Genomic DNA, 15316 nt, shown 5'->3' on the forward strand with positions numbered 1-15316 from the left:
TCTATACCGGAGCTCCGCTGCCTCGTCTCCACGACACGCTTGACGGCCTACCGAAACGCCTAACTGAACGGCGTTGCTTCTAGAACCCCCACCCCACCCCCGGCCCCGCCCCGTCGATCATGAAGTTGTTGCACCCTTATCGGCGTATCAGGGGCATTAACTTCATGATCGACGTCGGCGGCGGACGGGTGTGGGGATGGGGTGGGGGTGTTCTTGGGGGTGGGAAACCCGGGGGAGTTGGTTAGGCGGGGGTGCAGGTAAGGGTGGTGGTCGGGGGACTGCTTGAGGTGGTGGAGCTGAGGTAGCCCGCGGTGGTCGAGGTTCCCGGCGCGAGCTGGCCGTTGTAGGCGGCGTTCGCGACGGTCACCTGGCTACCCGACTGGGTGAGGGTGCCGTTCCAGACCTGGGACACCGTCTGCCCGCTGGCGAGCGTCCAGGTGACCCGCCAGCCGTTGAGCGCCGACGATCCGGAGTTGGTGACCGTCAGCCGTCCCTCGAACCCGCCCTGCCAGGTGTTCACCACCGTGTTGGTGACCGCGCAGGACGTCCCCGCCGGGCCCGTCGGCGTCGGCGTGGGAGTGGGGGTGGTCGTGGGCGTCGGAATGGGCGTGGGCGTCGGGTCCGCGGTCGGGCTCGGCGTCGGGGTGGGGGTCGGCGTCGGAGTGGGCGTGGTGCCGTTGGCCTGGAACTGCCACCAGTTGAGGTTGAACAGGGTGCCGCTGCCGCCGGTGAACCGCAGGTACAGGTCCTGGGTGCCGGTGGCGCCGGAGACCGGGCAGGAGACGGTCTGCCACGTCTGCCACGCACCGGTGCCGGGTACCGCGCAGCTGCCCACCCGGGTACCGGTCGGGCTACCGAGGCGCAGTTCGATGGTGCCGCCGGACGTCGCCGAGGCGACCCGCGCCGAGAAGGACGTCGCGCCCGTACCGAAGCCGACGCCCTTGACCTTGATATAGTCCCCGTTCTCGATCCACCCGACGTTCATCCCGCCCTCGCTGGCCGGCTCGGTCTCGATGCCGGAGCCCCAGGCGATGGTCTCGGCCTCCTGCCGCACGTACGGGTTCAGCGTGCCGATCTGCGGCGCGCCCGTCGTGGTCATGTTGATCGTCGGGATGGTGCCGTTGGTGTTGTACGTGAACTTCTCCACGGCCACCGAGCGGGTGTAACCGCCACCGCCCGGTAGCGCCCCGTTGTGGTAGAAGAAGTACGAGCCGCCGTTGAAGTCGATGACTCCCGGGTGGTTGGTGAAGCTCGCGCCCTGGCGGGGCATGACCGTGCCGCGATAGGTCCACGGGCCGGTCGGGCCGGTGGCGGTCGAGTATCCGATGAACTCGGAGCAGCACTCCGCCGCGAACACGTTGTAGTAGATGCCGTTGCGCTTGTAGACCCAGGGGCCCTCCTCGTAGAGGGTGGGCCGGCTCGCGTTGCCGCTGCGGGCGCCGAACCCGGCGGTGGTGAGCGGGATCTTGGTGGCGCTGCCGCTGTAGGAGATCACGTCGGCGTTCAGCCGGACGTACCACAGGTTCGGGTTGCCCCAGTACAGGTACGCCTGACCGTCGTCGTCGACGAAGACCGTGGGGTCGATCTCGCCGTTGCCCACCAGGGGACGGCCGATGGCGTCCCGGAACGGCCCGGTGGGGCTGTCGGCGACCGCGACGCCGATGGCCATCGAGTTGGTGGCCCGGGCGGTGACCGGCACGTACCAGTAGAACTTGCCGTTGCGGGCGACGACCTGACCGGCCCAGGCGTTGGCGCTCGCCCAACTGAAGGTGGCGACGCTCAACGGTGAGCGGTGGTCGGTCCAGTTGACCATGTCGGCCGACGACCACACCCGCCAGTCCTTCATGGTGAAGTACGTCGAGCCGTCCTCGTCGTGGCCGGTGTAGAGGTAGACCCGTCCGTTGTGGACCAGGGGCGCCGGATCGGCCGTGTAGATGTGTTGGACGATGGGGTTGTCCGCGCGGGCGGCCGTGGCCGGCATCAGCGTCGAGACGAGCAGCAGGCTGGCGAGCCAGGCGAGGCCGCGCCGGAGCCGGGTCTTGGTCCGCGGTGGCGGTGTGGGGCGCATCGGTACCTCCAGGGTGGGTCACGACGGGCGGGCGGCCCGCCGCGTGCGCTGGCGGCGTGTCGCGGGTGTCGTCGCGGGTCGCTCGGGTGGGCGCGGCGGCGGTGCCGCGAGCGCGGCAGGAGGGCCTCGGGTGTCCACCCTGGCTCCCGCGTGCGGCGGCCCGCCGTTGTCGACGGCGGTGGTCAACGTCCCTGAGGGGAGGCCCGGTCACCCACCAGCGGGCGTTGGTCATGCACTGCTCCATCGACCTCGGCGGATCGAGTGGAGCGGTGAAGCGTGCCCTTCGCCTCTGCGGCCCGAGGGTAGTCTGTTATCGCTAACATTCTCAAGCAATGGATGGCCCTGGATTTCTCGCCGGCGTCACGGACGGGTCGGCGTGGGGTCGCACCAGGGGTCGACGGAGCGGTCAGCGCTGCAACCGGGTGGGGCTCCCCGGTCCGCCGCGGCGCACGAGCCAGGCCTCCGTGATGTGCGTGAACATTGCCTGTGCGGCACCGTCCGGGTCGTGGGCGGCGATGCGCTCGTAGATGCGCCGGTGCCCCTGGTTCGACGCCACGCACATGGCCCGCTCGGGCTGGCCCATGTACCGGGCGGTGTTGACGACCTGACTCTCCAGGGACCGGACGACGCCCCGGGCGATGCGGTTCCCGGACGCCTGCATGACCGTGTCGTGGAAGGCACGGTCGTGCTCCTGGTAGGTGACGTGGTCGTCGACCAGCTCGTCCATGCGGTCCACCAGGGCGCGCAGTCGGTCGATGGTCGCCTCGTCGGCGAGGCGGGCGGCCAGGTTGGCCATGTCGGATTCCAGCACCCGGCGGGTGACCACCAGGTCGTCCAGGATCGCCAGGGTGTCGTCCTCGGCGATGGTCGCCGCGAGAACGAGTTCGTCGAGCATGTCCCACGACGAGGGCGGGGTGACGAGCGTTCCGCTGCCCTGGCGGACCTGCACGAGCCCCTTCTCCTGCAGGATCTTCACGGCTTCCCGGATGACGGTGCGGCTCACCGAGAAGGTCTCGCAGAGCACCGGCTCGGGGGGTAGCGGCGTGCCCGAGGGGTGTGCTCCCTGGACGATGCGGGTCACCAACTCGGCCGTGATCGCCTGGGCCAGATTCGTCGGGCGACGCGTCCAGGTCGGGGTCGCCGCGCCGTTGAGGGCCGACCGGTTCGATGTCGTCACGTTCACCTCCGCGTGGCCGCGGGAGCGGGCTCACGAGTCCGCACCAGTGTACGGGTAACCGTTGACGTCAGACGTCATACGAGTTACGTTCTCGTCAACTTTGCATCGACGGCCGTTCCCAGGCCACTCCCCATATGAAGGTGAGCAACGATGAAGCAACGAGCAGTGTGGGCCGCGGTCCTCGTTGCAGGGCTGGCCCTGACAGGCTGTGGAAGCGCGACAGGTTCGGGTTCATCCTCCGGAGGCTCGGACAAGAAGCTGGTCGTCTGGGACTGGAAGTCCGGCGAGGCCAGCTCCGCCCAGTACGTGGAGAAGGCCAAGGCCGACTTCGCCAAGAAGCACAAGGACGTGAAGGTCGAGTTCGTCGCCCAGCCGTTCGAGGAGTACTACACGCTGCTCGGCGCAGCCATCCAGTCGGGCAAGGGGCCGGACGTCATCCTGTTCAACGGCGGCGGCCAGATCCGCGACCGGGTCGACTCGCTCCAGCCACTGGACGAGTACGTCGGCGAGGACCGGCAGCGGCTGGCCGGCTGGGAGGCGTTCGCCAAGGACGGCAAGACCTACGCCGCCCCGGTGACGCTCCAGGGCCACCCGATCTACTACAACAAGACGCTCTACGAGAAGGCCGGTCTCGACCCGGCGAAGCCCGCCACGACGTGGCAGGAGTTCGTCGCCAACTGCGGTGTCATCACCAAGCAGACCGGCGCCAAGTGCTTCTCCGTCGGCAACAAGGAGGGCTACGGCATCCAGTTCTTCCTGTCGGCCATGGCATCGGGCGTGCTGACCCCGCAGGAGTACGACAACTGGATCGCCGGCAAGCGCGACTGGAACTCGCCGAACGTCAAGCGGCTCTTCGAGCTGTGGAAGGAGACCGGCACCGCCAAGCTGAACAACGACGGGGCCAACTCCACCGCCCTGTTCAACGACGCGTTCGCCGTCTTCCAGTCCGGCAAGGCCGCCCACATGATCGGCCTCATGTCGGACATCGGGCACTGGAAGGACTTCAACGAGTTCATCACGCCGGAGAAGCTGGGCGTGATGATGGCCCCGACGGTGACCAGCGGCGTGACCCCCAGCCTGCCGTACGACGGTGGCATCGGTTACGCGGTCGCCAAGTGGACCAAGGACCCGAAGGTGGCCGCCGACCTGGTGCGCTCGCTGAGCTCCACCGAGGCGCTGAAGGCGTTCTACGCCAACGCGGGCGCGATCACCGCGGACACGACCATCGACGTGTCGGCGAGCGGGCCGGCCGTCACCACAATCGTGGGCGCGCTCAAGACCGGCAAGCCGGCGGTGCACGTGGCGCTCTCCTCGAAGTCGCTCGACCTGATGGGCCGTCTCTCGCAGCAGTTGCTCAGCGGCTCGATCAGCGTGGACGAGGTCGTGAAGCAGATGGCCGCCTCGGACACGGCGGGCTGATCTCGTGACGATCGGCAAGTCGCTCCCGTCGGTCCGCTCGGCTTCGGCCGGGCGGGCCGGCGGGGTCCCGCCCTCCGTACCGCCGCGCGACCGCGCCGTCTCCCGGCGCGCCGCCGGCGGCCGTCGCGCCGAGCAGCTGGCGCCCTTCGTGCTGGTCGCCCCGGCCGTCCTGATCCTCGTGCTGCTGCGGCTGTACCCGTTGGCGCTGGGCGTCAACTTCTCGTTCACCGGCGACGGCGACCGCGACGGGGCGATGGTCGGGTTCGCCAACTACGTTGACCTGTTCCACGATCCGCTGTTCCAGCAGGCGCTGCGCAACGTGGGACTGCTGGTGCTGCTCCTGCCGGTGGCGGTGGCCATCCCGGGCCTGCTCGCCACGTTCATCTACCTGCGTGTACCGGGGCACCGCTTCTACCGCAGCGTCTACTTCTTCCCGGCCGTGCTGTCCCCGGTCATCGTCGGCGCGATCTTCAATCTGCTGCTCTCGTTTGACGGTCCTGTCAACGTTGTCCTGTCCACGGTCGGCATCGGGCCCGTGGACTGGCTCGGTGATCCCGACGTCGCCATGTTCGCGGTCGTCGGCGTCCACGTGTGGGCGACCTTCGGGATGGCTCTGGTTGTGTTCCTGGCGGGCTTCGCGACCCTGGACGCCGCCCTGCTGGACGCCGCGCGGGTGGACGGAGCGTCGCTGGCCCAGGTGATCTGGCACGTCATCATTCCGAGCCTGACCCGCACCATCCAGTTCGTCTTCGTGACCACGATGATCGGGATGCTGACGTCCATGTTCGGCCTGCTCTACGTCATGACCAGTGGCGGTCCGGAGGGCTCGACCTACCTGCCGGAGTACTACATCTGGATCCAGCAGGGGCGGATGAACCGCCCGGCGCTCGCATCGGCCGCGTCCACCGTTCTGTTCGTCATCATGCTCGTCGTCGGGCTCCTGCAGCTCAAGCTGCTCCGACGCGCGGGAAGGGAGGACTGATGTCCCGCGTCCGACTGGGCAGATGGTTGCTCGTGATCCCGATGGGGCTGCTCGCGCTCGCGACGATCTACCCCCTGCTGTTCACGGCGAACGTCGCCATGAAGACCCGCCGGGAGTACATCCTCGACCGCTTCTCACTGGCGGACTCCCTGCGCATCGAGAACATCACCACGGCGTGGACGAGCGTCGGCATGGGCCGGTACACCGTCAACTCGATCATCATCGTCGGCTGCGCGGTGTTCCTGCTGCTGCTGTTCGGGTCGATGGCCGGCTTCGCGTTGAGTCAACTGCGCTTCCGGGGCTCGACGGCACTGTTCATCGGCTGCCTCGCGGCACTCTTCATCCCGTTCCAGGTGATCATGGTGCCACTGGCCCGGGTGATGGCCGACAGCGGTCTGGTCGACACGTACCCGGGGCTGATCCTGGCGTACGTCGCGCAGTTCCTGCCCTTCACGGTCTTCCTGATGACCAGCTACTACCGGACCATCCCGGCGGAGATCGTCGACGCGGCCCGGATCGACGGCAACAGCGTGTACGGCGTGTACCGACGGATCATGCTGCCGCTGGGTGCTCCGGCGCTGCTGTCCGTGGGCATTCTCAACACGCTGTTCTGCTGGAACGACGTGCTCATCTCGCTGCTGCTGATGCCGTCGGCCGACCACCGGACCCTCATGGTCGGGGTGACCTCGCTGCGGGGTCAGTACTCCGAGGACATTCCGACCTTCGCCTCCGGGGTGCTCATCGCGGCGATCCCGGTCCTGGCGGTCTACCTGTTCCTTCAGCGCCAGATCGCCGACGGCGTCGCCGCTGGTTCCACGAAAGGCTGACATGCGCATCACCGGGTATCGAACCCTGACGACGGTCCAGGAGTGGGGCCGACCCGTTGGCGACGCCAACGGCGTGTTCCCCGACGGCGTGACGACGCTGCCGATCACCATCGTCGAGACCGACGAGGGGGTCGACGGCATCGGCCTCGGGCCGCACGTGGAGATCGACAAGATCTTCCCGGCCATCGAAGGGGAAGATCCCCGCGCGGTGTCCACCCTGTACGACCGGATGCTGCGGCAGACGTTCAAGGCCGGGCACGCCGGCCTGGTGTTCGGGACGATCGGCGCGCTGGACACCGCCCTCTGGGACATCAAGGCGAAGATGGCCGGCGAGCCGCTCTGGCGCCTGCTCGGCGGGCGGGACCGGCGCGTTCCCGCGTACGCCTCCGGTCTGGACATCGGGCTGACCGACGACGAGCTCGTCGCCGAGTACGAGGTGTACGCCGGGTACGGCCTGCGGGCCGCCAAACTCAAGGGCGGCCTCGACATCGAGCGGGACCGGCACCGACTCGGCCTGGTCCGGGAGGTGCTGACCGAGGCCGGGCACGGCCGACGGCCGGGCCTGATGCTCGACGTCAACGAGGCGTGGTCGCGCAAGCAGGCCGTCCGGCACGTGGCCGAGCTGGAACGCACCCTCGACCTGATCTGGATCGAGGAGCCGGTCCGCCGCTGGGACGCCGAGGGGCTGGCCGCCGTGGGTCGGGGCGTACGGGCCTCGATCGCCACCGGCGAGAACCTCACCGGGCTGGAGCAGTACCGCCCGCTGATCGCGGCGGGCGCGGTCGACATCGTGCAGACGGCCGCCGTCTGGGGGGTCACCCACTTCCTGCGGGTGGCGGCCCTGGCGCACGCCCACGACCTGCCGGTCAGCCCCATCGGCAACATCCCCGTCGGGCTCCTGCACGCCGCGACCTCGGTGCCCAACCACCTGGTCAGCGAGTTGCAGGATCTCCGCCCACCGAGGGGTATCGGCCTCGACCTGCACGTCGAGGACGGCGCGTTCGTCCTGGGTGAGACACCGGGCCTCGGGGTGCGGGTGGACGAGGCGGCGATCGCGGCCGCCGGACACCGTCCGGGCACCCCGACCGCCGACAGCCCGAACGTCCGGCCGGAGCGCGCCGGCAAGCGGCTGCTCGCGGTGCCCGAGCACCCGGTCGCCGCCGTGCCGGCCGGGGTCGAGGCCCTGCTCGTCGACGCGGTCACGTCCCCCAACGACGTGGCGCCGCTGCGGCACTGAGCAGGCACGGGCCGTAACCGCACTGGACCTCAATTGGTCGGATGATTACCGTGTCCGTGGCGCCGACACCGCGGACGCGGCTCCGGCCGCCCTGTCCCACGCACCGTACGTACCAACCACGTCGAGACGGAGCAGCAGTGAAGGCAGTTGTCTACAAGGGAGCACGGGACCTCGGAATCGAGGACCGCGCACCGGAACCGCCGGGCCCCGGCCAGGTACGGATCGCGGTGGCGTACACCGGGATCTGCGGTACGGACCTGCACATCTTCCACGGCGACATGGACGCCCGGGTCGGCGCGTCGGCGGTCCTGGGGCACGAGATGTCGGGGCTCGTCGCCGCGGTCGGCGACGGCGTGACCGACCTGCGGGTCGGGCAGCCCGTCACCGTCATGCCCACGCGCGCCTGCGGGCAGTGCCCGGCGTGCCGTCGCGGCCACTCGCACATCTGTCACGCGATGAACTTCCTCGGCATCGACTCGCCCGGGGCGATGCAGTCGTCCTGGACGGTGCCTGCCGACCTGGTGCTGCCGCTCCCCGACGATTTGCCGTTGGACCGCGCGGCGCTCGTCGAGCCCGTCGCCGTGGCGGTGCACGACGTCGGCCGGGCGCAGGTGGCGTCCGGTGAGCACGTGGTCGTCGTCGGCGGGGGCCCGGTGGGTGTGCTCATCGCCGCCGTCGCCCGCGAGCGGGGGGCCCAGGTCCTACTCGTCGAACCGGACGGTTTCCGGCGCGGAGTCGCGTCGGGCATCGGCATCGAGGCCCTCGACCCGGGGCCGACCGACGTGGTGGCGCTGGTCAACGAGCGCACCGGCGGCGCGGGCGCGGACGTCGCGTTCGAGGTGTCCGGTTCGGCCGCCGGCGTCGGCACGGCGGTGGACGTGCTGACCACCCGGGGCCGGCTGGTGATGGTTGCGATCCACCCGCAGCCACGTCCGGTGAACCTGCACCGCTTCTTCTGGCGGGAACTGGAGTTGCTGGGCGCGCGGCTGTACCGGCGCGAGGACGTCGTCGAGGCGATCCGGCTGGTGGCGGCGGGCGTCATCCCGGCCCAGGAGCTGATCTCCCGAGTGCTCCCGGTGGCCGGCGTCACGGACGCGTTCACGGCTCTGGAGTCCGGCGGAGGTGTCATGAAGGTGCTGCTCGACTGGCGGGAGGAGGAGCGATGAGCGTCCTGTTCGACCTGACCGGACGGACCGCTTTGGTGACCGGTGCCCGGCGGGGGATCGGCCTGGCGATGGCCGAGGCCCTGGCGTTGGCCGGCGCGGACATCATCGGGGTGTCAGCGCAGTTGGAGCCGGAGGGCAGTGAGGTCCAACGGCGCGTCGAGGCCGCCGGTCGCCGGTTCACCGGCATCCGGACCGACCTGGGCGACCGGGCCGCGGTGTACCGGCTGGCCGAGGAGGCCGAGGCGGTGGCGCCGGTGGACATCCTGGTGAACAACGGCGGCACGATCGCCCGGGCGCCGGCCGTGGAGCACCCCGACGAGATGTGGGACCGGGTGGTGCAGGTGAACCTGTCCAGCCAGTTCGTGCTGACCCGGGAGATCGGCCGGCGGATGGTCGACCGGGGTCGCGGCAAGGTCATCTTCACCGCCTCGCTACTGAGCTTCCAAGGTGGCATCAACGTCGCGAGCTACACGGCGGCCAAGTCCGGCCTCGCCGGGCTGACCAGGGCCCTGTCCAACGAGTGGGCCGGACACGGGGTCAACGTCAACGCGATCGCGCCCGGGTACATCGCCACCGACAACACCCAGGCGCTGCGCGACGACCCCGTACGCAACGACGCCATCCTGGGTCGGATCCCGGCCGGCCGGTGGGGACGCGCCGACGACCTGGCCGGCGCCACCGTGTTCCTGGCCGCCGCCGCGTCGGACTATGTGCACGGCACCGTCCTGCCCGTCGACGGCGGATGGTTGGGCCGATGACCGGGCCCACGCCGGCCGGGCGTCCCGGCATCATCGACGCGCACCACCACCTCTGGGTCCGTGCCCGGCACCCGCAACCGTGGATCGACCCGGACACGATGGCGGCGATCGACAACGACTTCACCCCGGCGGATCTCGCTCCGGCGGCGCGGGCCGCCGGGGTCACCGAGACCGTCGTCGTGCAGTCCATCGCCTCCGTGGCGGAGACGGAACACCTGCTGGGCATCGCGGCCGACGATCCCCTCATCGGCGGCGTCGTCGGCTGGGTCAACCTCACGGCCGACGACATCGACGAGCGCCTCGACCGGCTGCGCGCCACCCGCGGCGGGGATCGGTTGGTCGCCATCCGCCACCTGGTCCAGTCCGAGCCCGACCCGGCGTACCTCGACCGGCGCGACGTCCGGCGGGGCATCGCGGCCGTCGGGGCCGCCGGTCTCGCCTACGACCTGCTGGTCCGCGACCATCAACTGCCGGCGGCCACCCGGCTCGTCCGGGACCTGCCCGAGGTGTCGTTCGTCCTGGACCACCTCGCCAAGCCGGCACTCGGCAGGGGAGACCTGGGTGACTGGCCCGCCAACCTGCGGGCGCTCGCCGCCGAGCCGAACGTCACCGCGAAGCTCTCCGGCCTGGTGACCGAGGTGGACGGCTCGTCCTGGTCCGCTGCTGACCTGCGCCCCGCCATCGACCACGCGCTCGACGCGTTCGGACCGCACCGGCTCATGTTCGGCTCCGACTGGCCGGTGTGCCTGCTCGCCAGCTCCTACACCCGGTGGGTCGGCGTCCTCGCCGACCTGCTGGAACCGCTCGCCGACGAGGAGCAGGCGTCGATCTGGCGGGAGACCGCCGTCCGCGCGTACGGGTTGGGGCAGCCGTGACGGGCCGGGAACTGCCCCGGCGACCGGGCGTACGTCTCACCACGCTGGGCTTCGGCGCGGCGCAGGGCGGCAACCTGTACCGGACGACGGCGGACGACGAGTTCGCGGCCGCCGTCGACACCGCCTGGGACGCCGGCATCCGCTATTTCGACACCGCGCCGCACTACGGTCTCGGCCTGTCCGAGCGGCGGTTGGGGGCGGCGCTGCGGTCCCGGCCCCGCGACGAGTACGTGGTGTCGACCAAGGTCGGGCGGCTGCTCGTACCCTCGCCTGAGGGCGCGCGGGACCGCGACCCGGAGGGGTTCGACGTGCCGGCCGACCATCGGCGGCTCTGGGACTTCAGCCGCGACGGTGTCCTGCGGTCGTTGGAGGCCAGCCTGGAGCGCACCGGCCTGGACCGCGTGGACGTCGTCTACCTGCACGACCCGGACGAGCACTGGGAGCAGGCGGCGACCGAGGCGGTACCGGCGCTGGTCGAGCTGCGCGACCAGGGGGTCATCGGCGCGATCGGCGCCGGCATGAACCAGTCGGCGATGCTGGCCCGCTTCGTCCAGGAGACCGACATCGACGTGGTGATGTGCGCCGGCCGCTACACCCTCCTCGAACAGGGTGCGGCCGACGACCTGCTGCCGGCCGCGCAGGCCGCCGGGGTGGGCGTGGTGATCGCCGGGGTCTACAACTCCGGGCTGCTGGCCCGCGACCAGCCACCGGCCGACGCGACCTACAACTACCAGCAGGCGCCGCCCGAGGTGATCGAACGGGCCCGGCGAATCGCGGCGGCCTGTCAGGAGTACGGCGTCACGCTGCCCCAGGCGGCGCTGGCGCTCGTCCGCCGGCACCCGGTCGTGGTCTCGACGGTGGTCGGCCTGCGCGACGAGGCCCAGGTGACCGAGACCCTGCGCCGCTTCGACGCGGACGTCCCGGAGCAGCTCTGGGTGGCGCTGCGCGACGCCGGACTGCTCCGGTGACGGCACGCCGCTGAAAAGCCGGAGCGCCGGCCACCCGTCGTCAGGAGCGGGTGGCCGGCGCTTCGTTCACGCCAGGGCCGGTGGTCAGACCTGGGTGAACCGCCACTGCTGGTTGGCGGCGCTGTGGCAGCCCCACTGCAGCAGTCGGGCCCCGTCGGCGGTCGAGGCACCGTTGACGTCCAGGCAGAGCCCGCTCAGCGCGCTCTTGACCGTGTAGACACCGGTGGTGCTGGTCGCCGTCACGGTGAACTTCTGTTGGTTGGAGTTGTTGCAGGTGGTGTGTTGCAGGAAGGCGCCCTGCGCGGTCGAGCCTCCGACGACGTCGAGGCACTTACCGCTGTGCACCGCCTTGAGGTAGACGGCGCCGCCGCCGGCGTCCACCGCCTGCCACTTCTGGTTGTTGGCCCCGGTGGCCGCCCACTGCACGACCTGGGCGCCGTCGGCGGTGGAGACACCGCTGACGTCCATCAGCTTGCCGCTGTGTTGGGCCGTCAGGGTCCAGGTCTTCCCGGCCACGCCGGTGCCGGTGCCGGTGCCGGGGACCCCCACGCCGTTGCCGCCGAAGGTGAAGGCGTCGAGGTCGAACGAGTTGGACGAGCTGCTCCTGAACACCATGTAGAGGGTGTGCGTCCCGGACAGGGCCGCGACGCTCGTCGCAGCCGTGGACTGGTAGTTGTCCCAGCCTCCGGTGTTCGGCACCGACGTCGTCGCCAGCAGGGTGCCGGTCGGCGAGTCGGCCCGCAGCTCGATGCTTCCGCCGCCGCTGGGCGACGACAGCCGGTAGCTGACGGTACTGATGCCCGACAGGCTCATCGGGTTGAACGCCACCCAGTCGTTGTTGGAGATGTCGCCGACGCGCTTACCGCTCTCCGCGGCGCTCTGGTCGACGACCCGGACGCCGGACTGGCTGCTGAAGTACTCGGCCTGCTTGTGCTTCGGCTGCAGGATCGCCTGCGCGTAGCCGGTCAGCGGCGAGCCGCCACCCGAGCCGCCGTTGTCGGTGTAGCGGGCGTTGAGCACGTAGTACAGGTTCGCGCCTTCGGGGTGCCCACCGAGCAGGTCGGTGGAGATGGTCCCCGAACAGCCCGGGTACTCGGTGGTCTCGTGGGCGTGGTCGTCGTGGCCGAGGGCCGGGTTGACGAACACCTTGGTGCAGTCGATGGCCGCGCCGCCGGGGTCGGAGACACTGACCGTGTACGAGACCTTGTCGCCGAAGTTCAGCATGCCGCCGTTGGGCGGCACGTTGATGGTGACCACCGGGGCGGTGTTGCCGACCGTGATCTGCACGTTGGCGAAGCCGGTCTTGCCGGTGTTGTCGGTGACCTTCAGCTGTGCGGTGTAGTCGCCGTTGGCCGTGTAGGTGTGTGCCGGGTTGGCTGCCGTGGACGTACCACCGTCACCGAAGGTCCACTGGTAGCTGAGGGTGTTGCCGGGGTCGGGGTCGTTGGTGCCGGCGCTGCTGAACTGGACGGTCAGCGGGGCGCTGCCGCTGGTCGGCGTGCCGACGGCCTTCGCGATCGGTGACCGGCCGCCCTGGATGTAGTCGATCCGGTAGAGCCCGGAGTCGTTGTTGCCGCCGCCGAAGTTCGAGCCCCACTCCAGCAGGTACAGCGAACCGTCGGGGCCGAACTCCATGTCCATCGGCTTGTTGAAGTTGCCGCCGGGCAGGAACGGGTTGGTCCGGGTGACCGCCGTCGAGGAGTCGAAGTGCACCTCCTTGACGTAGTTGCGAGCCCACTCGTAGAAGAAGTGCACGCCGTCGTAGTACGGCGGGAACTTCGTCGCCGACGGGTTGTTCGCGTTGTACCGGTACACCGGGCCGCCCATCGGGGCCGACCCGCCGGAGCCCAGCTCCGGGAAGGTCGTCGAGGCCGGGTAGCCGTACCAGATGTTCGGCGAGACGATCGGCTTGAGGTTGACCAGGCCGGTGTTGTTGGGCGAGTTGTTGACCGGCGCGCTGCAGTTGAACTTCGCCCCGACCACACCGGTGTCCGGGTTGAACGGCGCGTACGGCTGGTTGTTGCCGTGGCAGAACGGCCAGCCGTAGTTACCGGCCGCCTTGATCACGTTCAGCTCGACGAGACCCTCCGGGCCGCGGTTGGTGGTCGGCGGATTGCGGTCCGGGCCGTAGTCGGCCAGGTAGACCCAGCCGGTGACCGGGTCGATCGAGAAGCGGAACGGGTTGCGGAAGCCCATGGCGTACACCTCGGGCTTGGTCTGCGCCGTACCCTGGGGGTAGAGGTTGCCGGACGGGATGGTGTACCCGCCGCTGGCCGAGGGCGTGATGCGCAGCAGCTTGCCGCGCAGGTCGTTGGTGTTACCGGCGGACCGGGCGGCGTCCAGGTTGGACTTGCCCGAGCGCCAGTCCAGCGGGGCGTACCCCTGCCAGTTGGGGTCGAGGTTGGGCGGCGTGTCGTCGCCGGTGCCGATGTAGAGGTTGCCGTCCGGGCCGAAGTCGATGTAGCCGCCGGTGTGCCCGGGCTCCGCGAAGGTCCGGTCCCGGTACGCGGGGATGTCGATGATCCGGGCTTCGGTGGACAGGTTGAGCGTGTCACCGGAGAGCGTGTAGCGGGACACCCGGTTGACGTCGGTCGAGCTGCTCGCGGGTGAGTGGTACAGGTAGACGTATCCGTTGCTGGCGAACGCGGGGTCTATCGCCACGCCGGTGAGGCCGTCCTCACCGCCGGTGTAGACACTCAGCGTGGCGGCGGTGACGGTGCTGTTCGTGCTCGGCTTGAAGATCTTGACCTGGCCACCCCGCTGGACGTACAGGACGCGGCCGTCCGGCAGCACGGCCAGCGCCATCGGGTCGGCGGTGTTGTCGTCGAGGGTGCGCTTCTCGAAGTTGCCCCAGACGGTGCCGCCGCAGTCGCCCGGCAGGTTGCCGGCCGCCCACTTGATGCCACCGAGGACGTGGTTGCGGAAGTTGGTCTCGCTGTAGGAGTCGATGGCGTGGCCCATCGCGGTGGCCCAGACCCGTCCGCCGCCGGTGTTGCGGCACCACGAGATCGGGTGGTCCGGACCCATCGCCCGTGAGCCCGGGTTGTAGGTGCGCTCGTCGGCCGTCACCAGCACGTGGACGTTGCCGCGCGGGTTGGTGTCGAAGTTGTACCACTCCTCGCTGCGACTCCAGCGGTCCGGCAGGCCGACCGTCGACGGGTGCTGTCTGTCGGCGACGATGGCGGTGCCCGCGAGGACTCCGGGGGAGTGCTCGGGCATGTGGGCGCCGCCGTTCATCATCTGGTCCCACCACGGGTACTCAGACTCGATGCCCATGTCGGTGGCGTTGTGCACGCCGACGATGCCCTTGCCGCTGGCGAGGTAGCCCTCGATGGCCTGGCGCTGGGAGGCCGAGGTCCAGACCATGCCGGAGGTCTGGAGCATGATGACGACGTCGAAGGTGGCGAGGTTGGTGGGCGTGAAGACGCTCGCGTCCTCGGTCGCCACCAGCTCGAAGTTGTTCGCGGCCGCCTGCTGCTGCAACATGCTGATGCCGGCGGGGATCGAGTCGTGCCGGTAGCCGGCGGTCTTGGTGAACAACAGGGCGCGGAAGGCCGGTGCGGCCGACGCCGGCGGGGCCAGGCCGAGGGCCACCAACAGGCCGACGATCAGTCCGATGATCATTGTGGGGCGACGCATGCCGTCTCCTAGGTCTGGGCGGGCAACTGGCGATTGCGAGCACGGGCCGACAGCGCGTCAGGTCGTGCCTGGGCGCGCGAGAGCCACGGGTGTGCTGGTCGCGGTCGTCGTGCCGTACGCCGAGACGGCAGTCAGCCCCGCTGGATGTCACACAGCGTGATGTGAGCTGTGATCTCGTCCAAGGTCTGCGAGGTCAGGAT

11 protein-coding genes are annotated in these 15316 nt (G+C 69.9%); 8 read left to right on the forward strand and 3 right to left on the reverse strand.

The annotated features are described in order from the left end of the window. Nucleotides 1-241: 241 nt before the first annotated feature. Together ACLQ25_RS26365 and ACLQ25_RS26370 are read right to left on the reverse strand one after the other, a co-directional pair. On the reverse strand, nucleotides 242-2068 hold the full coding sequence (locus ACLQ25_RS26365) for a family 43 glycosylhydrolase (RefSeq protein ID WP_425733482.1): 1827 nt from the start codon (nucleotides 2066-2068) through the stop codon (nucleotides 242-244). A gap of 406 nt (nucleotides 2069-2474) precedes the next feature. Then, a complete protein-coding gene (locus tag ACLQ25_RS26370) occupies nucleotides 2475-3245 on the reverse strand; it encodes a FadR/GntR family transcriptional regulator (RefSeq protein ID WP_425733483.1) in 771 nt (256 codons plus the stop codon). A 150-nt stretch (nucleotides 3246-3395) separates the two neighbouring features. Between ACLQ25_RS26370 and ACLQ25_RS26375 the strand changes: the two genes are divergently transcribed. The 8 genes from ACLQ25_RS26375 (at nucleotide 3396) to ACLQ25_RS26410 (ending at nucleotide 11477) form a co-directional block, all read left to right on the forward strand. Next, complete coding sequence (locus ACLQ25_RS26375; RefSeq protein WP_425733484.1) at nucleotides 3396-4664, forward strand: ABC transporter substrate-binding protein; 1269 nt, start codon at nucleotides 3396-3398, stop codon at nucleotides 4662-4664. A 4-nt stretch (nucleotides 4665-4668) separates the two neighbouring features. Beyond that, nucleotides 4669-5646 (forward strand): carbohydrate ABC transporter permease, encoded by a 978-nt coding sequence (locus ACLQ25_RS26380; RefSeq protein WP_425733485.1) that lies wholly within the window; start codon nucleotides 4669-4671, stop codon nucleotides 5644-5646. Next, on the forward strand, nucleotides 5646-6473 hold the full coding sequence (locus ACLQ25_RS26385) for a carbohydrate ABC transporter permease (protein ID WP_425733486.1): 828 nt from the start codon (nucleotides 5646-5648) through the stop codon (nucleotides 6471-6473). Before ACLQ25_RS26380 ends, ACLQ25_RS26385 begins: the two co-directional genes overlap by 1 nt. 1 nt (nucleotide 6474) lies before the next feature. Continuing rightward, entirely contained in the window at nucleotides 6475-7710 is a 1236-nt protein-coding gene (locus tag ACLQ25_RS26390) for a mandelate racemase/muconate lactonizing enzyme family protein (RefSeq protein ID WP_425733487.1), read from the forward strand. A 137-nt stretch (nucleotides 7711-7847) separates the two neighbouring features. Further along, complete coding sequence (locus ACLQ25_RS26395; RefSeq protein ID WP_425733488.1) at nucleotides 7848-8876, forward strand: zinc-dependent alcohol dehydrogenase; 1029 nt, start codon at nucleotides 7848-7850, stop codon at nucleotides 8874-8876. Next, nucleotides 8873-9634, forward strand: coding sequence for an SDR family NAD(P)-dependent oxidoreductase (locus tag ACLQ25_RS26400; RefSeq protein ID WP_425733489.1), 762 nt, complete (start codon nucleotides 8873-8875; stop codon nucleotides 9632-9634). The genes ACLQ25_RS26395 and ACLQ25_RS26400 overlap by 4 nt, the downstream gene beginning before the upstream one ends. Next, nucleotides 9631-10509 carry an amidohydrolase family protein gene (locus ACLQ25_RS26405; RefSeq protein ID WP_425733490.1) on the forward strand — a complete coding sequence of 293 codons (879 nt, stop codon included), beginning with the start codon at nucleotides 9631-9633 and terminating at the stop codon, nucleotides 10507-10509. The genes ACLQ25_RS26400 and ACLQ25_RS26405 overlap by 4 nt, the downstream gene beginning before the upstream one ends. After that, nucleotides 10506-11477 carry an aldo/keto reductase gene (locus ACLQ25_RS26410; protein ID WP_425733491.1) on the forward strand — a complete coding sequence of 324 codons (972 nt, stop codon included), beginning with the start codon at nucleotides 10506-10508 and terminating at the stop codon, nucleotides 11475-11477. The genes ACLQ25_RS26405 and ACLQ25_RS26410 overlap by 4 nt, the downstream gene beginning before the upstream one ends. 84 nt (nucleotides 11478-11561) lie before the next feature. Here ACLQ25_RS26410 and ACLQ25_RS26415 read toward each other — a convergent pair whose 3' ends face one another. After that, nucleotides 11562-15116, reverse strand: a complete 3555-nt coding sequence (locus tag ACLQ25_RS26415; protein WP_425733492.1) for a ThuA domain-containing protein — start codon at nucleotides 15114-15116, stop codon at nucleotides 11562-11564. Nucleotides 15117-15316: the final 200 nt, after the last annotated feature.

It is taken from the genome of Micromonospora sp. DT44 (assembly GCF_049841635.1).
Classification (GTDB): domain Bacteria; phylum Actinomycetota; class Actinomycetes; order Mycobacteriales; family Micromonosporaceae; genus Micromonospora.